A 23,823-nucleotide genomic window follows, 5' to 3' on the forward strand; every position below is an offset into this window, starting at 1 on the left:
CTAACGATTGTATACAATAGTAAAGTGCAATAAATTTATGATTCGAGAAATTACCATTTTCTTTACTATAAGCTGTATTTTTTTCATTTGTATTGAAAGTACGGCGCAGGATTTTAGTTATACGCAGTCTTTTGCTCATACCTCTACGCTCAATCCATCCATGACAGGATTGCATAATGGTCAATATAAAACCAGCCTTTTATATAGGAATCAATGGATTAGAGCGGTCGAAGAACCATTTACAATGATAGGCGGATATGTAGACTTACGTTCTAAAATTCCAATCAAATTGGTGCAAAATGATGCCTTTGGAATTGGGTTGGGATTTATAAGTGAATCCCAGGGAATAATCGAATATAAAAAGAACGTATTTAACATCAATGCTGCTTATCACAAGGCTCTTGATTACAACGGCGATCACACTTTATCCGCAGGATTCCAACTCGGTTTTATGCAAAATACCGTAGGGTATGAAAACATAACTTTCTTTGACCAATTCGATGGAAATGGATTTAATCTCGCCACTAATGAAGATCTGCCAAGAAATGCACTAAGCGCTACTGATCTGGGAGTAGGGATTTCTTACCAATACAACTTTGATGTTCATTTATTTGCTTTGGGTGCATCTGTCTTTCACGCTAATTCCCCTGAATTATCTTTTGGCGCCCAGGATCAATCGACACTGAGCGAATATGAAAATAAATTGTATAGAAAATACGTAGTCTTCTCCTACTACCAATGGTTCATCTCAAATGATTTATCACTCACTCCGAGAATAATTACAAAAATGCAGGGTCCCAATACTCTTACAAGTGTAGGAGGAACAGCACGTATAAGACTTAGCGGGATCCAGGAAAATGCAGTGCATTTTGGGATGTTTGTCCATTCAGGCAAAACCGTCAATTCATCATTTAAACCACACACTCTCAGTTTATTGGCCGGCTATGAATTTAATAATTTTAATTTGGGTCTTAGTTATGACCTGGGAATGGTCAATCAGTACAATTGGGCTAAAAGCAGAGGAAATTTTGAATTGTCTCTCACCTACTTTGGCCTACTGGAAGGGAATTCCGGCGTAGGATGTCCGGTATTCTAACTTACCAGTTTGAATCAACAACCTGGCAGGAATATTAATATATCAATTCCTGGTGTCATATCGTATATCTTCAAATAGTCAATTGCTAAATAGTCATCTACCATTGGCCTAACTCTTCCACTTTAATATACAGGCAAATACAAACTAAACCCGTATACTACGTCAGAGAATTCCCATCTTCCTTAGCGCCATTGAAATTAGAATATCCGTTGTTAACCATTACGATGAAGTCCCAGGCTCATTAGGAGATTTAGTACCAATCCCACATCCTACTCCATTAATCTTTAACCATTTTGTAGATTAATGCTTCATATGCTCAAACAGGAAATAGTGTTTACCGCTAATCCATTTACCAAAAATCACAAAATCTTAATTTATACAGTAAATGCCGAAACATAAAATATATATGTGGTGTTTTGTTTCAGCGGTGTCCATTATTAACTAATGAAAGGTATTGAGAAGATAACATATGCACAAACATAGTTGTGAAGGGCACTCATAATGTAGAAAGTAGAAGTTTTTTTCTTTATATCCTGTCAGTACTTTTGACAATCCAGATATCAGGTACTATGTAATTTAGATATAATTATTCTGACAAGGCAAGATAACTAAACAAATCAATTAGGAAAATGAATATGCAAGAAACCTATTCTATACCGGCGAAAACAAGGATTGGCCATGTTCATCTAAAGGTATCTGACCTTGAACAGTCCCTTGAATTTTATTGTGGCCTATTGGGATTTGAATTAATGACTACTTACGGCAAAGAAGCAGCCTTTATTTCTGCCGGTGGTTATCATCATCATATTGGTCTCAACACGTGGTGGAGTAAAGATGGGAATCCACCATCAAAAAATAATACGGGACTATTTCACACCGCTATTGTATACCCATCGAGAAGGGAATTAGCGAAGATTTTCAAGAGACTCAACCAGCACAAATACCCATTGACCGGAGCTTCGGACCACGGGGTATCCGAGGCACTCTATTTAAATGACCCCGATCAAAACGGCCTGGAATTGTACTGGGACCGGCCAGAGGAATCCTGGCCGCTAAAACCCGATGGAACCCTGGAAATGTACACCCTGCCACTAAATCTAAATGACCTACTAACAGAATTGAATAAATAACTTTGGCTTATATCCTATACCAAAACTAACACAAAATGTCAATTACAAAAGAGTCTGAGCTTTCAGGAATGCAAGAAATAAGTACAGTTGTCGGAACCATTTTACGAAAAATGCGTGAATATACAGAACCGGGAATGTCAACCGGAGAATTAGATCAATACGCTTCAAAATTATTTAAAAAATACAAGGCGAAATCCGCACCCTTTGAAACATATGGGTTTCCAGGTTTTACGTGCATAAGTGTCAATAATGAAGCTGCCCACGGTATCCCAAACAACCAAAAAATACTAAAAGAAGGCGATTTAATAAATATTGATGTATCTGCTGAACTTAATGGCTTTTGGGCAGATAATGGCGGCTCTTTTATTCTGGGGGACGATAAACAGGGCTTACAACCCCTGGTAGAAGCTTCTAAAATAATATTGAAAAAGGCCATCAATCAATGTATCGGCGGAGCCAGAATTGCTGATGTTGGTGACACAATGGAGTCACAGGCCAAACAATTGGGATTTAAGGTTATAAAAAACCTTGCAGGACACGGTGTAGGACGAAGCTTACATGAAAAACCCGACAATATCCTCAACTATAAAGTACATTCTAATTGGTCTAGGTTTAATAATAATACGACAGTAGCAATTGAAACTTTTATTTCTACTCATTCTTCACTCGTAAGAGAGACTGGTGATGGGTGGACCTTGGTAGGTACCAAAGGAGGGTTTATTGCTCAACACGAACATACTATAATGATTAGAGACAAACAAGCTCTTGTCATGACTGAATGCAATGGAATTTGGGAATAGGAATTGCATTCAATGTAACCCTTATTTTATTTATATTTAATTGATACTATTGGTCCCAAAGTTAATCACCTGCTTTATCAGAGGATGATTTGAAACAATCAGTACTAGAATAATTTTATTAGACACTCAACGTTTTATATTCTCCCAATGCAAACCGATCAAAAATAGAAATGGTTGTAATTCAATAATATTTGTTGGAACCGTTTATACATTCAAAGATGAATAAATCATTCAGGAAATTAGTAATTAGTACCGCTTCAATAATAATGGGAGTTGCCGGCATTATTTTAATTTTTGCCCCTGACTTGATCGTCCTGTCCCTGGCAACAAATTACAATATACATTACCAAAGTTTCCTACAAATAACAGGAGCGGCCTATTTCGGTTTTGCGGCGTTTAACTGGATGAACCGGTCACGACCCACAGGAGGAATCTACAATAGACCATTGGTTATCTCTAACTTCGTCCATTGGCTTATAGGGAGTTTAGTATCTATTAAATACCTGATATCTATAGAAAGTAACCATAAGGTTTTTATCGGGATTAGTATTATTTACCTTTTATTTTTCATCCTGTTTGCCATTATCCTTTTTCGCAGTCCGGAAATAGAAACTTCCTCCAGATAACTTAATCCCCTGAAAATAATTTTTAAGGCAAATTCCTAAAAATGGAAAATCTCACATAGGAATTAATCCTACGACCATTCCACAATATTTCCCCGGGATTTTTTCAACATAAATTTCGGCAAAGAGCTCTTAATTTCATTCCTTAATAAATTAACCAATCTCTTTTTGGCATAATTTCGATAGGTAACGACACTGACTTCCCTTACCGGGGATTTCCCCTCTATCCATTTAACCTGATTTCTTTTTTCAGGACTTATATTACTAATTATCAATTCGGGAATCAATGTAAATCCGCCTTGCAAATCTACCATTTTAATCAGAGTCTCTATTGAACTACTTTCAAAACTAAATTTGCGTTTGGATAAATCAATATTGGATTCTCCGCATAAATTCAAAGTCTGATCCCGAAAACAATGCCCTGCCTTCAATGTCCAAATGTCATTTCGTTTTAACTGATCATGTGGCACCTTGTCCAATTTAAAAAAGGGATGGTCTTCAGAAACATACGTTGCTATCTCCTCATAGTATAAAGGCTCGTATTCAACCCGTCGATCTTCAATAGGTGTTACTAAAATACCCACATCTATCGTTTCATTTTTTAGGGAATCCAATAATTGATCAGTAAGCATTTCGTGCACATTAATTGTCAGTCCCGGATACTTCTCATTGAATTCTACGATAAACAATGGCAATAAATATGGAGAAACGGAAGGAATAATACCTAAATTTAAAGTCCCTTCTATTTTATTCTGGAATGAATCCATAATATCGAATAAATGATCTCTTTCTGACAAAATTTTACGGGCTTGCTTTATAAAACTAATGCCAATTTCTGTGGTCCTCACTGGTTTCTTGGACCTATCAAACAGCATTATTCCAAGATCATTTTCTAATTTTTTAATTTGCATAGAAAGAGTAGGTTGTGTAACAAAACACTTATCAGCTGCAGCCTGAAAATTTCCTAAAGAGTCCAGTGCCACAGCGTATTCTAATTGAGCGAATGAAAACATAGTCAAACTTTACATATATTAATTCTATATAAATATCAATATAATCAATTTTGTTTATAATAATTTTTATTCATTTTTGCGCCATTATTAAATTTAGATAAATCATTATATGAACAATCGAGTATTAAATGTAGGAAGTGAGTTTCCTCAATTTGACAAAATCGCATGTGTAAGCCGAAGTAAAGGAGAAGAATTTCGAAATGTAACGAACGAAGAGCACAAGGAAAATGACCAATGGATGGTAATGTTCTGGTGGCCAAAAGATTTCACTTTCGTATGTCCTACTGAAATTGCTGAGTTTAATGAAAATTATGAAGAATTCAGGGACAGGGATACATTTTTAGTGGGGGCATCCACAGATTCAGAATTTGTTCACCTGGCATGGAGAAACGACCATGAAGACCTCAGGGATTTAAGATTCCCGATGGTTGCCGATACAAGCAAATCCCTAGCTGAAGAATTGGGGATTCTTGAAGCGGAGGAAAAAGTAGCACTTAGGGCAACATTTATTATAGATCCTCAAGGAATTGTACGCTGGGTAAGTGTAAATGATTTGAATGTAGGTAGAAATGTAAAAGAAGTTATTCGTGTACTCGATGCGTTACAAACCGATGAATTATGTCCCTGTAACTGGGAAAAGGGTGAAGAAACTTTAACAGCTGCTTTATCAGCAAACTAAAAATAGTAGGTATGCTTGAAGAAGTAAAAAATGATATTGTAACTGCTTTGGGGCTTGATGACGACAATGACTTGTTAGACCATTTGGTAGAAGGATCATCCAGATACATAAAAGATCTTAAACTAAATTTAAAGACAGCATTGAATGTTGAAAATATGTCTGCAAAAGAAGCCCATCTTACGGGTTTAGCTATTGCAGTAAACAATAAAAGTCCCAAATTAGTGAAGTATTTTAAGGTAAAGTCACAGGAATTGGAAGCTTCAGAAGAAGAAATTGCAGAAGCTATCGCATGTGCATCTTTACTCAGTGCTAATAATATTTTCTATCGGTTTCGTCATTATGTGGGATCAGAAAAATATGATTCAATTCCCGCAAGAATTCGCATGAATATAATGGCCAAACCCGTTTTGGGAAAGGAGTTCTTTGAATTAATCAGTTTGGCTGTATCGGCGGCCAATGGCTGTGAAATGTGTGTTAAATCACATGAACAATCCGTTCGTAATCTGGGAACAGGTGAAAAAAGGATCTTTGATGCCATCCGCATAGCCTCAGTCGTTACGAGTGTAGACAAATTATTAGTCTGATAAATTATTGAGTTAATCTAATAAATACAAAGCCCGGAAACCTTTCCGGGCTTTTTTTATTTATACCCTCATAAGCAATTAATATTATGTAATAATCAACAGATATTACTTTAAAACATGATAAGTGAACACAACGATCCCGAAAACACTAAAGAATCATAGTAAATATGGAGAACAGCAGTAAAACAGCTATAGTAATTGGAGCTACGGGATTAGTAGGACGGAAATTAGTTTTACTTTTACTTAATCAACCTTTTATATCAAAAGTAAAAACATTTTCCCGTAGAGACCTGGGTATATTACACAATAAATTGGAAGAACACTTTATTGATTTTAATCATATAAACCATTTTTCTTCAGAAATTAGAGGCGATCTATTATTTAGTTGCATGGGGACAACACTCAAAAGCGCAGGCAATAAAAAAGCGCAATATAAAGTAGATTATACTTACCAATACAATTTCGCCAAATTGGCATCCTTGAATGGGGTTAGACATTATTTCCTGGTTTCTGCAATTAATGCCAATGCCACCTCCTCTTTCTTTTACCCAAAAATTAAAGGACAATTGGAGCAGTCCGTCAAAGATCTTTCTTTTGATAGTATTTCCATTTTTCGGCCGAGTGTTTTAAGAGGTGACAGGGAAAAAATAAGATTGGGAGAAGAAATCGGTAGGTGGGTAATAGATACCTTAAAATGGATTCCTTCCCTACAACAATACCGGAGTATCAGTGGTGAAGAACTGGCACTCGCAATGGTCAATGCCAGTAAAACTCTTGGGAAACCCAACTATTACATATATGATCCCGAAGATATTTGGGCTTTGCTGGAAAAAAATAAATAAAAAAGGATCTTTGAATGTTTTTCAAAGATCCCACTTCTAACAAATAATCAATAAATTAAAAAACTACTTTTGTATAGTTGTATTGTAGAATTGATCTCCTAACCCAACCGTTACATCATAATACCCTGAAGGCAATTTGGATATGTCCAATTGTTTTCCATAGCGTACATTTTTTGAAACTTCATCAGAATACAGATTATATCCTTTTGAATCGGACAAATTCACGGAAACATTTTTGTTCAGTGCCAAAACATTGACAGATATGATCCCCTCATTATCATAATATACAACAGGCTTGTATGTAACTTTCTTTCCACCTACGATAGAGACATTTTGATTATTTACGTAAATATTGTACGTAACTTCTTTTATTTCATCTTCGACTTTTACTGCATACATTCCGGAAGCTAACTGGTCCATATTATACTTTTTTAATTTCGACGTACCAGCTTCTTTATTTTCTTCATACACAGTTCTTCCATACGGATCAAGGATAGATATTTGAACCGCATCTTTCGTCCAATCTTTTAAATCAAGTACAAAAGACTTTCCATCATTAATTATGATACTAGGGAAATCTTCAGCTTTTACCGTAGTGATTGTCAGCACTGCCAACAGAATTAAAATCAAGTTTCTCATAAGACAACAGATTTAGATATTAAATAATTTGATCTTGCATTGATAATTCAAAACTAATCACAGTTAATCTTGCATCTATCATCTATTTTAACTATTATGTGTTCTATATTAACTCAAAATAATAGAAATAACAATTTAATAGGTAAATTAACACAACTAATGACAAAGTAATAATATAAAATTTTACCATAAAGAACAACATGCAAATATTTAACTAAATCCCTATTGCACTTTAGAACGAAATATAGAAAATGAAAAGACTGAATCATGGCAATAAATAAATTGAAACCACAATTCGAGAAAATTCAAAACACCATAGGATCTTCCTTCTCAATCCGAAAATTCGAAAAAGAAAATCCCAATGGTGAACCTTCCTGGCATTTCCATCCTGAACTTGAACTAGTATGTATAGCGGATGGTAATGGAAAGCGTCATATCGGAAGCCACATTTCGTATTACGACAAGGGAGATTTAATTATGATCGGTCCGAATTTACCACATTTCGGGTTCACGGATCGATTTGGTAAATCACAAAAAGAAATTGTCATACAAATGAGAGAAGATTTTTTGGGAAAAGACTTTTTCCTTATCCCCGAAATGAATGCAATAAAAAAGCTCTTCAACCGCTCCAAAACGGGCCTGACTTTTTATGGCAACATTAAAGAAGAAATAAGTGAACGTATGAATGATTTACTACATATGACTTCATTCGAAAGAATCACCTCTTTTCTCAATATTTTACAAAAACTTGCGCTAACTACTGAATATAATGATTTAAAAGCCGGTGATATATCCGTAGAAACTTCAAGAAAAGAAGATGATCGAATTAAGATTATCTACAGATACATCCGAAACAATTTCCAGGAAGTGATTCCGCTCGAAGTTATTTCACAGGAAGTAGGAATGACCGTACCCGCATTTTGCAGATACTTTAAAAAAACCACCCGGAAAACATTTACCGAATTCCTCAATGAATTCAGGGTGGTCCATGCCTGCAAATTATTGACGGAAGAAAATAAGAACGTTACTGAAATATGCTATGATTGCGGATTCAACAATTTTTCACATTTTGCCAAAAATTTTAAGAAAATAACAAGCTGTACCCCTACAGAATACAGGGAGAATTTGGACACAGTAATTTATTAACCGTGCTCAAATAACAAATTTTCTCGAACAGCATGAAGTATAAAATCCATTTAATCAATCCGGGTTGTAACATCCTGTAAATAATTAAGGATTGAAAGAAACCTGTACAATGGTCTTTGTTGACTAAAAATTAATGTAAAAAGATACTATTACATAAAAATAACAAGTGTTAGATAAAGGGATTAAGAGCTCTGACCGGTGTGCCGCCTTTAAGCTCTGGCGGTATCGCAAGGGGCGAAATATTAGTAACCCAGGGTGAAAAAACAAGAAAAAATAGTAGATTCTGGCATTTAATTTTGCCTTTTTCGCAAAAAAAATGTCAAAAAAAATTATTCGTCGAATTCACGTTAATTTAATAACATTTAAATAGTGGTTGCTATTGACTTTCAATTGATACTCAAAATTGTTTTGTAATTTATTTTGTTGTAGGTTGAATTATTTTTCAAATTGTCCATCAAGGTCAGGAACCAATCAACTTATAACAACTATAGGATGATATCATGTCAAAAAGAATAATCACAATTCTATCACTCGTCTGCAGTTTGAATTATTCTTACTCACAAGTAGAATGTACTATATTAGCAGGACGAGGATATGCAGATATGGAAATACCCTTTAGTGGCGAAGGATTAGAACTATTGGAAGGTAAACCTTTATACTTAGCCGGAGCAGCCTTTTCGGGTCTGCACAAAGAAGGGCCGGCCAAATGGGAAATACAAATGGTCCTGAGGCATACGGGACTACGCAGTACCCCCATTGACTGGGATGCTATTCCCGAACCTTTTCCCGGCGAAACAAAAGTTTTTGACGGGACACCCCGTCCCAGGGACTATAGCCTTACCTTTCACTGGGATTATTGGTCTTTCAGTTTGCCCATATCCATCTTATTCCCGGTGGTTGGACCCGGAGGTATACTTGCAGGTGCGGACTTCAGCTACTTGCTAACCCGGTTTCCAGACGAAGACAAAGCGGCCCTTAGCCCAAATCTTTATTTAAATCCTGAATTTAATTATTTTAACATCCAGGGACATTTTGGATTCTTTATTCCCATTGGCAAGCGAATTCGTATTGACACAAAAGTATTTTCGGATATTATACCCCGGCTCCCCTATTACAATATAAATTCAGGAAATACAGAAAAATCATATAGGGAAATGGGATTTTCGGTCAGCCTTCATTACAAATTGAAGAATTAAATTATGAATCGGGGAATTGGCCAATTGGATAAGGGAGCTTGAGGTGGCCTTTTGCCTGGCAGATCCATGAGCCAAAATAGTACAAAAATGATATATGGTTAGGCCACATAGTGATTCCCGACGTTGCCAGTCGGGATACATGTATGCACTCATCGCCTGCACAGTTCCTTGGTGAGAATCCGTGCTTGCGCGCATACCTTTTCTTAGGCTTCTGCAAAGTGCATCCCCGTCGGGCCCGTATGGGCAGGAAAGATTCCCATGTCCTTTTCGAATCAGGTGAAGTCTATCAATTTTTCAGTAAAAATTACTGCTATCAATATGAAATGGAACAATAATAATCACGGCAACTCAAAATTCTTATGCTCTATCTTTGCACCTCTGTAAACCAGGATATCCGGCTCCTTTTCCCTACTCATTATACCTTCCCACTTCAAACCACATGCATTATGCAAACGCGCTTGGGAACCTAGGATAAGCTTACTTCCCTTTTCCATAATGATACCACAATCTTGTGGAATTGACAATCTATTATCAATAAATAATACTCCTCCTGATGCGATGCGAATACCGGCAACCAAATCTTTCTCAATACACCAATATACAGAGTCTTTAATTACCAAATCTTCACTTCCATTGGGAAAACAAAAATCTCGCATTGTATAATTTCTCATCTCAGAATTACTTCTTATTAATTTTCGCTGCATTACACCTATCTGGCAAGGCGTAAATGCATCCTGATCCGCATTTGAATCCATTATGTTGTTGGAGACCAAAGAATCACATTCCGATCCATTATTTGTAAAGTTCCAACAATTTGAATGTCGCGGTGTATCATCACACCCATCATTGCCCCAGGCATGTCTCAATCCCAACAAATGACCAACTTCGTGATTAAAGGTTCCCGAATACCGCCAGGGTTCACGATCATTCTTGAAATCTCCAGAAATTTTTATAGCATTTCGCAATGCAATCCCTGTAACAGGTGCTCCGTAGGTTTCCGAAATCATACTATCCGGATGGGGTGGCATTACAAAAACATTAACCACGGAATCCAATCCAATTCCATACTTTTGAATAACTGTTCTTCTGTAATTATTCTGATCTTTTCCTTTATTGACCAAAAAATATAACTCATTATCCGAATGAAAAAATATGGACGAATTCCCTTGATTGTCTTTGACTACTTTATAACCTATTAAGGGATCCAGCACCTCAGTTAAATTTCCGGGTGGAAGTCGCATTTTTTGATTGGAGGCAAGCTCTTTATTGGCCTGTTCGACGAGATCCTCAACAAAATCTTTAGCCTCCTCCCCAATTAAGTTTTGAGAATGATTTTCATCATCCATAAAATGGAAGTTTAATCGGATCGTCCGAAAAGGGGATTCATTTGAACTTCCGTTCCAGGGAATATAATTTTCACTTCCATTGCATTTTGCCAATGAACGCTTTTCCACATTATTTGATCTGAATTCCAATACCTCACTCGAAACGCGATGCATCGCACATCCATCTAAAATCAAAAATCCGATGAATGGAATAATAAACCAGCATTTATTCCCAATAGCCGTTAAGAATTCATTCCACCGCATATACTTATTACTTGCCCGGTAATATACCCAGACATATCAGATGCCAGAAATACTGTAGCATCAGCAATCTCATCCACTGTCCCAAATCGTTTCAAAGGAATATTAGCCAGGTATTGGTCCTTATTCCCCAGTTCATCCGTCATTTCCGTTTCTATAAATCCAGGCGCAATCGCATTACAGCGAATATTTCTACTTCCCAATTCTTTGGCGATACTTTTGGTAAATCCAATCATGCCCGCTTTGGATGCTGCATAATTTGCCTGGCCGGCATTGCCCATTACACCTACTACACTAGAAATATTTATAATGGACCCTTCCCTGTTACGCATCATAGGCCGTAAAACCTGTTTTGTTAAATTAAATACAGATTTGAGATTATTTTGCATAACCTCATCCCACTGTTCTTCTGACATACGGAGCATTAAATTATCACGGGTGATTCCCGCATTATTCACCAACACATTGACAGTCCCAAAATCTTCAATCACTTTTTTCACCAATGATTCAGCTTCCTCATAATTGGAGGCATCCGATTGGTAAGCTTTGATTTCCACACCCATCGGTTTCAATTCCTCTATTAAATCCTCTGATTTGGCCGAAGAAGACCGGTAAGTAAATGCTACATTAGCACCTTGCTCTGCCATTTTCCGCACCATTCCGGCGCCGATTCCCCGGCTACCTCCTGTAATTAAAACAACTTTTCCTTTTAAAATTTCCATATGTTCTGTTTAAAAAATGATTTCTTATTCAGTAAAATAATGAATTACATTTTTAATATTCCATTAATATTATTATCTTTGCACACCAAATTCAAACGCCTCGGGGTTGGATATAATTTTTTACGCCTTAAAGATGATAAAAATTTATATTTGAGGCATAAAGTGACAAATATTTTTGAACTTTGGTAGCGGACGCCGGTTCTTCAATTAAAAATTAAAGAGTAATGAAAAAAGACATTCATCCGGATAATTACAGATTGGTGGTATTCAAAGATTTTTCTTGTGATGAAGCTTTCTTAACTCGATCTTGTGCTCAGACTAAAGACACCATCGTGTGGGAAGATGGAAATGAGTATCCATTGGTTAAGTTGGAAATCTCCAGTAAATCACATCCTTTTTATACTGGTAAGATGAAATTTGTCGATACAGCGGGTAGAATTGACAAGTTTAACAAGAAATTCTCCAAATTCGGGAAAAAGAAAGAGAAAAAAGCCGAAGAGAATTAATTTCGGAATTGAAAAATTAAAAACCTTGAATGGACAGAAGACCGTTCAAGGTTTTTTTATGTTCTTTTATCCCGCAATATAGCTATGCATTAAGTATGCTAGGTTTTCCTTTCTTTTTTACGTGCTGCCGGGAATAAAATATTATTGAGTATCAATCGATATCCCGGGGAATTCGGATGTAAACTTAGATCCGTTTCAGGATCATTTACATAATGCGCATAATCTTCCGGATCGTGTCCCCCATAAAATGAAAATTGACCTTTGCCCACTTCGCCGTGCAGATACCTTACCTCATTAGCCGCCTTGTTTTCTCCTAAAATAAGGATTGACGATTTCACAGTTCTCTTGGCAAAAGAAGTCGTTTGTCCCATAAATCCCTTCACGGTTCGGGTATGGTTCTGGGTCAACATAGACGGAATCGGATCCCATTTGGCTGAGAAATCGAAAAGGGTAAAATAATCATTTTCCGGCGCTATATTCCTGGTTATATTGTCGATGGTACTGTATTCATATTCCATCGGATTCGTCCGTAATCTGAAATTTTCAAAAGCAAATGTATTACTGAAATCTAATTTTTCCTGGGCATTGGGATCCTGGGGATCCCCGTCAAACATCCAGTCACATATATCTGTATTCGCTGCAGACAACGCAATATCATAAGTATCTGTTGCGGAACACATAGCAAAAAGAAAACCACCTCCTATTGCAAACTCCCGGATTTTTTCGGCGACAGCAAGTTTTAATTCAGATACTTTATCAAAACCGAGTTTGGTAGCTAAAACCTCCATATTTCTTTTATTCTCCAAATACCATTTCTGGTTTTTATACCTGGCATAAAATTTACCGTATTGACCGGTAAAATCTTCATGGTGAAGATGTAGCCAATCGTACTGGGCCAACTTATCATCCATTACTTCAGTATCGTAAACTACATCATAGGGAATTTCAGCATAAGTCAATACTAGCGTTACAGCATCGTCCCATGGTTGTATTCGTTCTCCCCGTTGACTTACGTCAGGAGTATAAACTGCGATTTTGGGAGCTTTATCTAATTTAATGGCATCCATATTAATTTCCGGCTCAGAAATTTCCCTAAGAATAGCATTAAATTGGGCATCAGAAGTTACTTCATATTGTATGCCCCTGGTTTTACATTCCTTTTCAAATTCCTCATAATACGGAAATGCAAAACTTCCCCCCCTGTAATTTAACAACCACCAGGCCTCGACTTCATGTTCCAATACCCAATAGGCTACCCCGTATGACTTGAGGTGGTCCGTTTGTGTTTCATCCATAGGGACCAAAATATAATTGGACCTGGCAGGAAACGACAGGGCCATGAAAATCAACCCTAAAAGAGCAATGGTCAGTTTATTTACCTTCATAATTCGTTTTCAATTTTATGCATTCCATCAATCAAATATCTTCATTTTATATTTCTTTATATATTTTGCTTTTAGTGAAACAATGATTTTCTTTGATTTGTTGTAATGTTCACCACTATAAATCGTTGACATAATAACAAAATTAAGGGGCTAATCAATGTAAAGCCGATGATTTTTTGTAAATCGTAACACAACATTAATAATTTGGAATCAATAGATTTTTCATATCCTGCATGGACCCTCTTGATAATTGCACTTCTGGCCATTATTATAGGCGGAATAGCTTATTTCAAGAAGCAATTCAACAACAGCCCCAAACTGACAATACTACTATATGTATTGCGAGGCATGGCAGCTTTCCTGATTCTATTCCTCTTACTCAATCCATTTCTTTCGCAAAAGGTAAATGAAGAAAAAAAAGCAAAAGTTATTTTTCTTCAGGATAACTCCCAATCTATAAAAGAAAGTTATGACAGCATTGATTTACAAGAGTTTGTAAAATCATCTAAAGATTTTTTCACCAACCTGGGAAATAATTACGGAGTAGAGACCTATTCTTTCGGCGATGAAATTACCATCTCCTCAATTAGCAATGATAGTTTCACTGGTCAGGCAACCAATATTTTCGATGCTTTAAAATATATAGACAAGATCCATCAAACAGATCACATAGGTGCTATTGTACTGGCTTCGGATGGAATATATAATCGCGGTGCCAATCCTACCTATTTTAATTCAAGCGGGAATACCCCAATATTTACAATAGCCATGGGTGATACTACGGTTCGACAAGACATACGGATCAAGCAAATCCTGTATAATGAAATCGTAAGAAAAGACGAAACGAATGAAATAGAAATCGATATCACCGGGAATTACCAACAAGAACAACCCCTCACCTTATTATTTCAAGCCTACAATAATACCAACTGGACTACCATTGATCGAAAAGTACTAAATCCCGGACAAGGAGAAATATTTGAATCCCTTACCTTTCAAAAAACTTATGACACACCGGGCATTGAAAGACTGAGGTTTGTAGTGACCGGAGTCAACAACGATCCCCAACCCGCTAATAATACCAGGGAGTTTTTTGTAGAAGTCCTGGAAACAACAAGAAAAATAGCCGTAATTTCTAGTGCACCTCATCCAGATATCGGTGTCCTTCAAAATATTCTCAATTCGAAAAACAATAAAGTGGAGGTCTTCCTTACAGAATCTCCTGCTGATTTTCCCTCTATAAAGGATTTTGATCTATTTATTTTCTACCAGATAAACGGCAAAAAGGATCTCGTATCTTATATCGAATCCCTGTTTGACGAGCATAAATCTCTTTTTTTCATTACCGGTCTACAAACGAGTTATGCAGCCTTTAATTCAATTCAGGATTTAATGGCCATAAATCCTAAAAATAGACAAGAAAACATCTTTGATATTCAATTTTCAAACCAGTTTGATTATTTTAATATTGACAATGATATACAATCAATGGTAAAAAATTACCCTCCTTTAACCGGGGTTTTTGGTGATTTCAGCCTTACAGGGAACGGCCAGGTCCTTATAAATCAGAGAATCGGAGATGTAGAGACGGAATACCCGGCGCTGGTCATGGGACAATCCAGGGGTACAAGAATGGCAATATTAACCGGGGAAGGTATATGGAAATGGAAACTTTTCGAATACCTGGAAACACAGGATAACGTCATCCTAACCCGGTTTTTTGACAAAATCATAGAATACATCGGGCAGAAAAAAGACGACCGATTATTTAGATTGCAAAAATCCAAATTGCTGTTTGATGAAACCGAAGAAGTGACATTTTCAGCAGAACTCTATAATGAGACCCTGGAGCGCATATCAGAACCCGATGTCACCTTCGAGTTAATAGATTCATCCGGTAACAGATCTCATTTCACATTTGACAAAATGGGATTTCAATACTTCCTCAATCTGGGAAAACTACAACCGGGACCATATTCTTATAAAGCCAGCACCGCTACCGCCGGTGAAAATTATTCGGAAGAAGGGAATTTTTCCGTCAGGGACATTCAATTGGAAAGTTATAACCTACAGGCAAATCATCAATTATTAAAAACAATAGCCACCCAAAATGACGGGGATCTCTTTTACAGCTTTAATGAACTGGCAGATACTATACAATCAAGACCTTCTATGAATTCCCTTCTCGTAGAATCCCAGGTAAAAAATTCAATGATCAATTGGAAGTTATTATTCATAATAATTGCAGGTTTAATAATTACTGAATGGATAATCCGTAGGTATTTTGGCGGATATTAAGTATCTATTCACCTGGATTGAAGTTTTTTGGATTCAGAGCGCTTATGAATATCCGGGTTTGACTAAATTGGGCGAAACCTAATTAGATTATTTTGGGCTAACCTTAGGAAGGAAGTCGCTGTGTTCAAGCGGCACATCCATGACACAACCTTCTCAAGCTTGGATCGAGAAGGAGAATTAGCTACTTTCCCTCCCTTTATTTTTACCCACAAAGCCGCAGGAAACTGCCTTGTTATTTCCCCTTCCACTCCCTTGGAACCTTATAACGTTTCGCAGAGGTAAGAATAAATAAGGATTTTAAAAGCTTCAATATTTAATCCTTGCAAAACCCCTTTTCTTTGTAATGAAAAAGTCTGTGAAATGTACATAATCTTCATGAATGTCGACACTTTTTGAACCCATCTGAACAGGAATTCTATCCGTAGAATCAGGACAAAATAAATATAAGCCGCTGGTTACCCGATAGCAAAACTACCCTAACAATCCCGCGCTTACCTCTTTGTTGTTATACGACTTTCTCAATTTGCCTTTTTCTTCCTGGAATCCAGATAAATTTTTTCCGCATTTTCTCCAAAAATTAAATCCAGATCTGTTGATTTCAAATCCTTATAGCATTCTTTAATAAAAGCTATTAATTCCTGGTAACTGCCATTAAGTTTCAGGTAGGGCCAATCCGAGCCAAAAATTAATCTATCCGCACCGAATACATCGTAAAGAGTGAGTAATAAATGCTTAAGGTCCTCATCCGAATAACCGAATTTCACTCTAAGCTTGAATACTCCATTAATTTTACAATACACATTGGGGTTTTGGGATGCCGCCCTCAACATTATTTCCCATGAGTGCCAGGAATTCCGACTGGGAGGTAAAAACCCCATATCATTAAGTATAAAGGTTTGTCCTTCCCTTAAATACATCAAATCCAAAATGGATGGAAATTGTTGAATGGAACTACGAAACTCAAAGGGTATTTTATATTCATGTATTAACTCCAATCCTCTGATAACTTCTTTCTTAAGGGGATAAAATGCGTCTTCTATATCGTTAAAATTATCCCTGAATGCGACGACCTTTTTATCTTTATAATAATTAATTTTTTGACCAATCTTAGGATTCTCAAGATCGATCCATCCCACCACTCCCTGAATAAAATCATAATCATTACTCAAATCCAACAGGGCATGCGTTTCATCGTCTGATTTATAGTTTTGGATAGCAATGCAACCACTGATGTCGTTATTCACCAAATCGACTAAACTATCGTGGGGTAAAAAATCATTTTTCAACACATCCACATTGGATATCCCCTTGTTATTAAAAATTCCTTTTTCGTATTTCCAAAAAAATTGGTGAGCGTCGATCTTCATTGATTCATCGGATTTAGTGAAATGTAAAGGTATACCTATCGGTTGAAAATACTAATTTATACCTACTTACTTTTATGAATCAAATTCCAAATAGTACTCAATCAATCTAATTAGTGCCTCTTTATTTTACCGCAAGGCCAATGGTATATGATGTGAATACAAATCTCCCTCGCCGATAAAACGGGCTTTGAGGTCTGTCATCTGATAATCCTTTTCCATTAAGTGCGGGAAGGTCTCGGATATTATCTTTTTGGATTGATTTGCATCTGCAGCAAGTGTCAAAATATAGGAGGCCTTAGGATCATTAAATCTTTTGCCAAATGAAACATATAAATAAAAATTCAAATTGGTAAAATCTGAAATTTCCGGTCCTACATTGACATAAAGTTCGGGCAGGTCTTTCAAGATTTGATTCTCTCTATATGAAAAGTAAATTTCTGGTGATGTATGACCTAATTCAAGTTTCTGGCCCATTTTCAAAAGATTCCAGTTAGCCATTTCCTTATCACTATTGAAATTTCCACTTTTAAAATAAATTTCTAAAGCCTGTTTTTTATTCTGAGCACTAAGTATGGCCAATTCTTTTGACCGGTTCTCCGATCTATTAAAAACCTGCCAAATATATAACGGAGCCTTTATCAATCTACTAACCCCAGTTACAGTATTGATCTGGTCCACTAAATCAGCCGAAACAGGATCACTGGAATCAATCGAGAATTCCGACACTTTACCATTCTTTCTGAATCTCACAACAAATTTTTCATCTTCAATATCAGATAAATAAAACCGCTTATTTCTCTGCAATAATAAATCGGCCAAATACATGGCTTTATCTAATTTTTCGTCGTCAAGAAAAAATTTCTCTTCACCAGGATTTGATACATAATAAATTCCTCGATATCTCAACTCACCTGAAGCGGTAATTTTGATTTTGTACTCTGGACGGGGCTTATAGCCGGATTTAGCATAAATAATGATGTACTCCATTCCCTAAAATTAAATTCTAATCAAATGTAATTATTACTATTTGAAGTAGATTACCATATTCCGAAATAGATGAATTAAAGAACCAATTACGAGATAAAATATGTTAAAAACCCTTAAGTTTTTATTAAAATTATTTGTCTGATAAAATTATATATACCCATAGCGTTTATACTTAAAAAGAAATGAGAACACTATTACATTAAAATTTTATTTAATATATTTGTAATTAAATATCAGCATAATGTTCAACTTGTTCAAAAAAACGAAGTCTCAAACCTACGCATTACAAGTAGATGGTAACCACGTACAAATGCCTTTGAAGATAGAAGGGAAACAAATTAATCTCAACGAAAATAAATTGTCAAAAGGCCATTACCAATGGGTATCTGAAAAAAATAATAAGAAAAACGAACTGCTTATTCTTGTTTTGTAAGATCAATTCAAGTAATCAATAAGCAATAGTTTAAGGATTTTTCCTCTCAAACTCGGTATAAGTACCTGGTGCGAAGTAGTCTGAACTGCATTTCTGACCTGAAGTCTTAATTTTTGAAAATCCGTACTCAAGAGGTTTGTACGCAGAGAGGCTCCGTTGGGTCTTACCAGGTATTCGCTTACGGTATTTTCATTGCGTATTTCATCATTATAAATAAATCGGAGGTGATTGGGATTCTTAAAAACAAAATAAGAGGAATATGCACCTTCGTCGTCATTCGAATATTGTCTTTTTGGTAACAGTTTTTGCCAAAGCTTTTTGGAATCGGCCGACAGGTAAAAAAGCATTAAATTTTCATAATGATAGTCTACAGTGTACCTGCTTCCGTAGTAATCTATCCGCCCACCGGAAGTTACCCGTTCCATCTCCTTTACTTCTTCAAGAACCAATATAGCTCCCCCATCATTAACAAGAAGTACATCTTGAATACGCACATTTTGTAAATAATCCCGTCTACTCTTGTTGTTATTCCCATAGAAGTCATTTAGCAAATTTTCCTGAAATGAAAAAGTAGTTATTTCAAAATCACTAAAAGATTTAGGGTCTTGCTTTACCTGAAAAATAACACGCGCCCTATCCAGATTTTTTTCACTTCCCAACCCACATATCAGCAATTTATTATTATAATTATCATAAGAAAAAAATGCGTCATAGGTCAAAAGATTCTTCATAGGTAAATGGGCTGTAACCAAATCTCCGGCATCTCTGGCTTTGAATATATAAAAAGCATGCTCTTCCCTTTTGAAATAGTAATTGTTCTGTTCAAATATCATATACAAAATACCTGAATTGGTCACCACAGACTTCCGGTAATCATCATAAAAATCAAATTTCCCAAATCCGGATTCACCTTGTTCCGGATCAATAAAGTCAATAAATAAGGGTTCTTTATATATGAGGTCGTATACCAGATACCCTATTAAGTCACCTCCTTGCATAACAAGAAGCCCCATTTTACTTTTATCTTCTGAAAAAGTATATCGAAACCTATAAGATTGAAAAGATCGGGCCAGGTATAGTAAGGTGTCCGGCCTTTCAGATTCGAGATTGGGCTTATACGGTTGATTCACGACATACGTCGTATCCCTATCTTTGATGGCATGTAAAATATTAAAACGTTCTTCATTAGGATCTGAAAAAATATGTATTATGTCTGAATTTTTATTCTCCAGTTCAAATTCCTGATTGGACGTCAAATATAATTCAGGATTGTAATTGTGTATGGTAAACTCATAATCAGAATAACTGGCCAACATATATTTGTCCCCGAATTTCCCTAATAACTCGTATGTCAGATCCGTACGAACATCCAAAGCTTCGGAAACAAGTATTCTTTGTCCTTGCATTTGAAGAGATATTGTCAAAATAACCGATATCAGAAGATACTTCATAATTACAAAATAATAAGTATTTTCCTTATTCTTAAATTTTTTAGAATAACTTAAACTTTATAAAACACTTGATAAGTGAATAAGAATATAATTCGACAATAATCTCAAGAAAAAAACATTGACATACATGGTCAAGTCTCCAGCTAAAAGTAATATGTCAAAAGATTGGATTGAATGGGTTCCCAATATCAGCGAGGGGAAAAATCCTGAATTTATAAATGATTTAGTCAATAAGCTGAATCTTATTACCGATGTATATGTCATACACAAAGATATAGGATTGGATGCCCATAGAACCGTACTCACAGTCATAGGAACCAAAGAAGCCCTGGAAACGGCCGTAGACCAACTCATGTTTCAGCTCGAAAGGAATGTGGATATGTCCGGACACATCGGTAAACATCCGCGGCTGGGGGCACTAGACGTATCCCCGTTTATCCCGTTAAATGGAAAAAACGTTGAAGATACTATTGATTGGACCCGTTCTCTTGCTCAAACAATAGCACAAAAATATTCTCTCCCGATCTATTTATATGAAAAATCTGCGAAGATACAGACAAGAAAAAACCTGGCTACTATACGAAAAGGGGAATATGAAAACCTCTCCAACAAAATGAAGTTACCTGAATGGAAGCCCGATTTTGGAGAAAAATTTAATCCTTACTTAGGTGCTACGGTTATGGGGGTAAGGGATTTTTTGGTGGCATATAATGTAAATTTAGAAAGTAAAAATCAAATAATAGCAAAAAAAATAGCTTCTATTGTTCGCACAAAAGGAGCAGGGAAACGACCATACGCCCTACCAGGATTGAAAGCCATCGGGTGGTATATGGATTCTTTCGGAAAGATCCAAATTAGTACAAATATTGTTGATACAACCCAAACCACGATGGTGGAAGTATTTGATCGGTGTAAAACATTGGCCGCCGGTTATGGCATTGAAGTTCAAGAATCCGAACTAATAGGATTAATCCCAAGAACCATGTTAATCAAGATGAAAGAGAAAACCGGTCTATCCAATATTGAATTGGCTAAGAAATTGGGGTTAGGGTTTTGTGGTATAACAGATCTAGAGGAGCGAACAATTGAATATAATTTCACAAAAATATCAGGAGTCCGGCTCTAAAAACTAATTGGTATGAAACTCGAACACATAGGAATAGCTGTAAAGGATCTTAAAAAAAGTGAAAAAATGTATGAGGAATTACTCCGTACTTCCGTCTACAAGCGGGAAGAAGTTCCTTCTGAATCTGTAATTACATCTTTTCTTTCTACCGGAAGCACAAAAATAGAACTATTGGCATCTCAAGATCCCGATGGGCCTATTGCCCGGTTTATAAGCAAAAGGGGTCCTGGCATACATCATATAGCATTTGAAGTAAATGATATCGAAATGGAAATTGATCGTCTGGTGGAGCAGGGTTACCAATTGATTTCTACAAAACCAAAATTGGGTGCCGATAATAAAAAAATTGTTTTCCTACATCCCTCCTCTACAAATGGGGTATTAATTGAATTGTGCCAGGAGGTAAAGAAATAATTTACTTTGACTAATGTCCTAAGACGGGGGTTTCGAATTTCCAAGGATATTATTTTACTTTTATCCGAATTTAAGCCGAAAACAATATGACAATTTGGGAGATAGCAGTGGGTATAGGAGCCGGTCTGATAGCCGGCTGCATTAACACATTAGCGGGAAACGGTAGTGCCCTGACCCTGGCTGTACTCATGGAATTTTTCGGCCTACCTGCGAACATAGCCAATGGAACGAACAGATTGGGAATCGTAGCACAATCCTGGGCTACTACATTCAGCTTTATTAAAGAAGGACGGTTCGATTTTCACAGAAATTACCAGGTATTATTGTGGCCCGTCTTAGGAGCCTTTATAGGTATTTATCTAGCTATTATTATATCATCCGAAGGATTCCGTTTGGTATATAAATATCTCCTACTACTTATGCTGGTTGTTATTTTAATCAAACCTAAAAGGTGGATACAAACCCCTAGCGGGGAAAATAAAACACCAATGTGGATTATTTATTTCATTTATTTCTTAATTGGTATCTACGGGGGGTTTATTCAGATGGGAATGGGAATATTTGCCCTGGCTACCTTCGTATTGGTAGGTAAAATGGATATTATCAAGGCCAATGTTCTGAAATCTTATATTGTTGCTGTATACACGACAATTGCATTGCTGGTATTCGCCTGGCAAGGATTGGTTCACTGGGGGTTTGGGATAACACTCGCAATTGGCCAAATGGCTGGAGGTTGGACAACAGCTGTTTTCGCCAGCAGGTCTCCCAGGGCAGGAATTGTCGCTTATTACCTTTTGATAATTTGTGTTATAGGAGCAATTTTAAAGGTATTTGGATGGGTGTAGAATGCACCCCCTGGTACAATATATTCTGTTATACTCAGTGTTTCCTCTTCGTAACTCTGTGAAATAATTCATACAATCTCTGAAAAAAGTATTCTGTGGTTCATCACGATTTGAGGATTACATACTCTGATTTCCGAACTTTTTTGTCCCTTTGTCTTGAAACAAAGGGACGAAAATTCAAGACAAAATTAATCGCTTACACGCAAATCAGGCACCCGCTCCCACGTAATTTGTCGTTTGCTTCCCCACCGATTCTACTCTTGAAAACAAGATTGAGAAAGAAGACAATCCGGATATATAAACCAAATATTAATCAAGGGCTTATTTTGCTAACACCACAATAACCGAACTTCAAAGATCATCCGGATTACTAACTTGTGTATTCTATTTTGCACTCAATCCATATAACACTTTTACAATCAATATATTATATAATTCATTTTTCTCACTTTATGCGCCCCCCGAAGGTTGTCTCTTTATACCTTCGAGCCTTCGTGGCTATATGCTATATAAAATCACACAATAAGGAAATAATCGTTCTTCGTGTCCATCTGCTCTTTTTTAAGTTACTCCTTTATGTATCTTCGCGGTTCTATGCGGAATAACACACGCTCCACCCCCATTACTCTCTGACCTTCTATGCTGCCTGTACGAGATTACTTTCTGAGAGATAAACACTGATGCCGCTACAGCCGGAAAAGTGAAATCCGCATCATATCCCCCAAAAGACAAAGTACTGCAGAAATCCAGGTATATGTTATGTGCACTGATCACTAATTACCGATCAATGATTACTTTTACTGTCCACTGCAAGCATTATCTACTTCTTACTCTCAATGCTTGCCAACTGATTCTTTTCATACTGCTTACCGCAATACCACTACCGACCCCACCTTTGACTTTTTCCGTCCATGATCGTCTTCGTACACCACCTGGACGATATACACACCTGGTG

Annotated in this window: 23 protein-coding genes; 15 read left to right on the forward strand and 8 right to left on the reverse strand. The window is 36.5% G+C overall.

What is annotated here, in order from left to right; genetic code table 11:
- Nucleotides 1–37: 37 nt before the first annotated feature.
- From LVD47_RS17620 to LVD47_RS17635, 4 genes are all read left to right on the forward strand, one after another.
- Nucleotides 38–1,096 (forward strand): PorP/SprF family type IX secretion system membrane protein, encoded by a 1,059-nt coding sequence (locus tag LVD47_RS17620; RefSeq protein ID WP_236979281.1) that lies wholly within the window; start codon nt 38–40, stop codon nt 1,094–1,096.
- Between the two features lie 635 nt (nt 1,097–1,731).
- Nucleotides 1,732–2,226, forward strand: a complete 495-nt coding sequence (locus tag LVD47_RS17625) for a VOC family protein (RefSeq protein WP_369427820.1) — start codon at nt 1,732–1,734, stop codon at nt 2,224–2,226.
- Between the two features lie 35 nt (nt 2,227–2,261).
- On the forward strand, nt 2,262–3,026 hold the full coding sequence (gene map / locus LVD47_RS17630; protein WP_236979284.1) for a type I methionyl aminopeptidase: 765 nt from the start codon (nt 2,262–2,264) through the stop codon (nt 3,024–3,026).
- Between the two features lie 218 nt (nt 3,027–3,244).
- Entirely contained in the window at nt 3,245–3,652 is a 408-nt protein-coding gene (locus LVD47_RS17635; protein WP_236979285.1) for a hypothetical protein, read from the forward strand.
- Between the two features lie 68 nt (nt 3,653–3,720).
- Here the strand turns inward: LVD47_RS17635 and LVD47_RS17640 are convergent, their stop codons facing one another.
- Nucleotides 3,721–4,662 (reverse strand): hydrogen peroxide-inducible genes activator, encoded by a 942-nt coding sequence (locus LVD47_RS17640; protein WP_236979286.1) that lies wholly within the window; start codon nt 4,660–4,662, stop codon nt 3,721–3,723.
- Between the two features lie 109 nt (nt 4,663–4,771).
- On the opposite strand from LVD47_RS17640, the gene LVD47_RS17645 reads away from it, so the two are divergent.
- The 3 genes from LVD47_RS17645 (at nt 4,772) to LVD47_RS17655 (ending at nt 6,767) form a co-directional block, all read left to right on the forward strand.
- A complete protein-coding gene (locus LVD47_RS17645) occupies nt 4,772–5,341 on the forward strand; it encodes a peroxiredoxin (protein WP_236979287.1) in 570 nt (189 codons plus the stop codon).
- 11 nt (nt 5,342–5,352) lie between these two features.
- A complete protein-coding gene (locus tag LVD47_RS17650) occupies nt 5,353–5,925 on the forward strand; it encodes a carboxymuconolactone decarboxylase family protein (RefSeq protein ID WP_236979288.1) in 573 nt (190 codons plus the stop codon).
- A gap of 167 nt (nt 5,926–6,092) precedes the next feature.
- Nucleotides 6,093–6,767: a Rossmann-fold NAD(P)-binding domain-containing protein gene (locus LVD47_RS17655; RefSeq protein WP_236979289.1), complete on the forward strand. Its 675-nt coding sequence runs from the start codon at nt 6,093–6,095 to the stop codon at nt 6,765–6,767.
- Nucleotides 6,768–6,830: 63 nt separating this feature from the next.
- Here LVD47_RS17655 and LVD47_RS17660 read toward each other — a convergent pair whose 3' ends face one another.
- Nucleotides 6,831–7,406 (reverse strand): T9SS type A sorting domain-containing protein, encoded by a 576-nt coding sequence (locus LVD47_RS17660; RefSeq protein WP_236979290.1) that lies wholly within the window; start codon nt 7,404–7,406, stop codon nt 6,831–6,833.
- Between the two features lie 267 nt (nt 7,407–7,673).
- Here LVD47_RS17660 and LVD47_RS17665 point away from each other — a divergent pair, with 267 nt between their 5' ends.
- Nucleotides 7,674–8,552 (forward strand): AraC family transcriptional regulator, encoded by an 879-nt coding sequence (locus LVD47_RS17665; RefSeq protein ID WP_236979292.1) that lies wholly within the window; start codon nt 7,674–7,676, stop codon nt 8,550–8,552.
- Nucleotides 8,553–9,052: 500 nt separating this feature from the next.
- Nucleotides 9,053–9,748, forward strand: coding sequence for a hypothetical protein (locus tag LVD47_RS17670; protein ID WP_236979294.1), 696 nt, complete (start codon nt 9,053–9,055; stop codon nt 9,746–9,748).
- 338 nt (nt 9,749–10,086) lie between these two features.
- Here the strand turns inward: LVD47_RS17670 and LVD47_RS17675 are convergent, their stop codons facing one another.
- Together LVD47_RS17675 and fabG are read right to left on the reverse strand one after the other, a co-directional pair.
- Nucleotides 10,087–11,337 (reverse strand): M43 family zinc metalloprotease, encoded by a 1,251-nt coding sequence (locus tag LVD47_RS17675; RefSeq protein WP_236979296.1) that lies wholly within the window; start codon nt 11,335–11,337, stop codon nt 10,087–10,089.
- Complete coding sequence (gene fabG / locus LVD47_RS17680; protein ID WP_236979298.1) at nt 11,316–12,056, reverse strand: 3-oxoacyl-[acyl-carrier-protein] reductase; 741 nt, start codon at nt 12,054–12,056, stop codon at nt 11,316–11,318. The genes LVD47_RS17675 and fabG overlap by 22 nt, the downstream gene beginning before the upstream one ends.
- A 224-nt stretch (nt 12,057–12,280) precedes the next feature.
- Between fabG and LVD47_RS17685 the strand changes: the two genes are divergently transcribed.
- Nucleotides 12,281–12,562, forward strand: a complete 282-nt coding sequence (locus LVD47_RS17685) for a type B 50S ribosomal protein L31 (protein WP_236979300.1) — start codon at nt 12,281–12,283, stop codon at nt 12,560–12,562.
- Nucleotides 12,563–12,660: 98 nt separating this feature from the next.
- Here LVD47_RS17685 and LVD47_RS17690 read toward each other — a convergent pair whose 3' ends face one another.
- Nucleotides 12,661–13,947 carry an asparagine synthetase B gene (locus LVD47_RS17690; protein WP_236979302.1) on the reverse strand — a complete coding sequence of 429 codons (1,287 nt, stop codon included), beginning with the start codon at nt 13,945–13,947 and terminating at the stop codon, nt 12,661–12,663.
- A 204-nt stretch (nt 13,948–14,151) separates the two neighbouring features.
- On the opposite strand from LVD47_RS17690, the gene LVD47_RS17695 reads away from it, so the two are divergent.
- Nucleotides 14,152–16,245, forward strand: a complete 2,094-nt coding sequence (locus LVD47_RS17695) for a hypothetical protein (protein WP_236979304.1) — start codon at nt 14,152–14,154, stop codon at nt 16,243–16,245.
- Between the two features lie 518 nt (nt 16,246–16,763).
- Here the strand turns inward: LVD47_RS17695 and LVD47_RS17700 are convergent.
- Both LVD47_RS17700 and LVD47_RS17705 read right to left on the reverse strand, forming a co-directional pair.
- On the reverse strand, nt 16,764–17,612 hold the full coding sequence (locus LVD47_RS17700) for an amidohydrolase family protein (RefSeq protein ID WP_236979306.1): 849 nt from the start codon (nt 17,610–17,612) through the stop codon (nt 16,764–16,766).
- A gap of 126 nt (nt 17,613–17,738) precedes the next feature.
- A complete protein-coding gene (locus LVD47_RS17705; protein ID WP_236979308.1) occupies nt 17,739–18,599 on the reverse strand; it encodes a hypothetical protein in 861 nt (286 codons plus the stop codon).
- Nucleotides 18,600–18,840: 241 nt separating this feature from the next.
- On the opposite strand from LVD47_RS17705, the gene LVD47_RS17710 reads away from it, so the two are divergent.
- Nucleotides 18,841–19,032, forward strand: coding sequence for a hypothetical protein (locus tag LVD47_RS17710; RefSeq protein WP_236979310.1), 192 nt, complete (start codon nt 18,841–18,843; stop codon nt 19,030–19,032).
- A gap of 2 nt (nt 19,033–19,034) precedes the next feature.
- On the opposite strand, the gene LVD47_RS17715 is transcribed toward LVD47_RS17710, so the two are convergent.
- Nucleotides 19,035–20,438, reverse strand: coding sequence for a hypothetical protein (locus LVD47_RS17715; protein WP_236979312.1), 1,404 nt, complete (start codon nt 20,436–20,438; stop codon nt 19,035–19,037).
- Between the two features lie 172 nt (nt 20,439–20,610).
- Between LVD47_RS17715 and ftcD the strand changes: the two genes are divergently transcribed.
- The 3 genes from ftcD to LVD47_RS17730 all read left to right on the forward strand — a co-directional run bounded on the left by ftcD (nt 20,611) and on the right by LVD47_RS17730 (nt 22,868).
- Complete coding sequence (gene ftcD / locus LVD47_RS17720) at nt 20,611–21,609, forward strand: glutamate formimidoyltransferase (protein ID WP_236979314.1); 999 nt, start codon at nt 20,611–20,613, stop codon at nt 21,607–21,609.
- 12 nt (nt 21,610–21,621) lie between these two features.
- Nucleotides 21,622–22,023, forward strand: a complete 402-nt coding sequence (mce, locus tag LVD47_RS17725; RefSeq protein WP_236979316.1) for a methylmalonyl-CoA epimerase — start codon at nt 21,622–21,624, stop codon at nt 22,021–22,023.
- Between the two features lie 86 nt (nt 22,024–22,109).
- Nucleotides 22,110–22,868 (forward strand): sulfite exporter TauE/SafE family protein, encoded by a 759-nt coding sequence (locus LVD47_RS17730; protein ID WP_236979317.1) that lies wholly within the window; start codon nt 22,110–22,112, stop codon nt 22,866–22,868.
- The last annotated feature ends 955 nt before the right edge of the window (nt 22,869–23,823 follow it).

Origin of the sequence: Membranihabitans maritimus, from assembly GCF_021729145.1 — a bacterium.
GTDB classification, from domain to species: Bacteria; Bacteroidota; Bacteroidia; order Chitinophagales; family Saprospiraceae; genus Membranihabitans; species Membranihabitans maritimus.

What these genes read in the sequence shown, in the direction of transcription:
- LVD47_RS17650 (WP_236979288.1), top strand. Translation starts at nt 5,353, where the DNA reads ATGCTTGAAGAAGTAAAAAATGATATTGTAACTGCTTTGGGGCTTGAT.
- LVD47_RS17625 (WP_369427820.1), top strand. Translation starts at nt 1,732, where the DNA reads ATGCAAGAAACCTATTCTATACCGGCGAAAACAAGGATTGGCCATGTT.
- LVD47_RS17700 (WP_236979306.1), bottom strand. Translation starts at nt 17,612, where the DNA reads ATGAAGATCGACGCTCACCAATTTTTTTGGAAATACGAAAAAGGAATT.
- LVD47_RS17635 (WP_236979285.1), top strand. Translation starts at nt 3,245, where the DNA reads ATGAATAAATCATTCAGGAAATTAGTAATTAGTACCGCTTCAATAATA.
- LVD47_RS17710 (WP_236979310.1), top strand. Translation starts at nt 18,841, where the DNA reads ATGTTCAACTTGTTCAAAAAAACGAAGTCTCAAACCTACGCATTACAA.
- ftcD (WP_236979314.1), top strand. Translation starts at nt 20,611, where the DNA reads ATGGTCAAGTCTCCAGCTAAAAGTAATATGTCAAAAGATTGGATTGAA.
- map (WP_236979284.1), top strand. Translation starts at nt 2,262, where the DNA reads ATGTCAATTACAAAAGAGTCTGAGCTTTCAGGAATGCAAGAAATAAGT.
- LVD47_RS17715 (WP_236979312.1), bottom strand. Translation starts at nt 20,438, where the DNA reads ATGCAAGGACAAAGAATACTTGTTTCCGAAGCTTTGGATGTTCGTACG.
- LVD47_RS17665 (WP_236979292.1), top strand. Translation starts at nt 7,674, where the DNA reads ATGGCAATAAATAAATTGAAACCACAATTCGAGAAAATTCAAAACACC.
- LVD47_RS17640 (WP_236979286.1), bottom strand. Translation starts at nt 4,662, where the DNA reads ATGTTTTCATTCGCTCAATTAGAATACGCTGTGGCACTGGACTCTTTA.
- LVD47_RS17685 (WP_236979300.1), top strand. Translation starts at nt 12,281, where the DNA reads ATGAAAAAAGACATTCATCCGGATAATTACAGATTGGTGGTATTCAAA.
- LVD47_RS17620 (WP_236979281.1), top strand. Translation starts at nt 38, where the DNA reads ATGATTCGAGAAATTACCATTTTCTTTACTATAAGCTGTATTTTTTTC.
- LVD47_RS17660 (WP_236979290.1), bottom strand. Translation starts at nt 7,406, where the DNA reads ATGAGAAACTTGATTTTAATTCTGTTGGCAGTGCTGACAATCACTACG.
- LVD47_RS17655 (WP_236979289.1), top strand. Translation starts at nt 6,093, where the DNA reads ATGGAGAACAGCAGTAAAACAGCTATAGTAATTGGAGCTACGGGATTA.
- mce (WP_236979316.1), top strand. Translation starts at nt 21,622, where the DNA reads ATGAAACTCGAACACATAGGAATAGCTGTAAAGGATCTTAAAAAAAGT.
- LVD47_RS17705 (WP_236979308.1), bottom strand. Translation starts at nt 18,599, where the DNA reads ATGGAGTACATCATTATTTATGCTAAATCCGGCTATAAGCCCCGTCCA.
- LVD47_RS17645 (WP_236979287.1), top strand. Translation starts at nt 4,772, where the DNA reads ATGAACAATCGAGTATTAAATGTAGGAAGTGAGTTTCCTCAATTTGAC.
- LVD47_RS17675 (WP_236979296.1), bottom strand. Translation starts at nt 11,337, where the DNA reads ATGCGGTGGAATGAATTCTTAACGGCTATTGGGAATAAATGCTGGTTT.
- LVD47_RS17690 (WP_236979302.1), bottom strand. Translation starts at nt 13,947, where the DNA reads ATGAAGGTAAATAAACTGACCATTGCTCTTTTAGGGTTGATTTTCATG.
- fabG (WP_236979298.1), bottom strand. Translation starts at nt 12,056, where the DNA reads ATGGAAATTTTAAAAGGAAAAGTTGTTTTAATTACAGGAGGTAGCCGG.
- LVD47_RS17670 (WP_236979294.1), top strand. Translation starts at nt 9,053, where the DNA reads ATGTCAAAAAGAATAATCACAATTCTATCACTCGTCTGCAGTTTGAAT.
- LVD47_RS17730 (WP_236979317.1), top strand. Translation starts at nt 22,110, where the DNA reads ATGACAATTTGGGAGATAGCAGTGGGTATAGGAGCCGGTCTGATAGCC.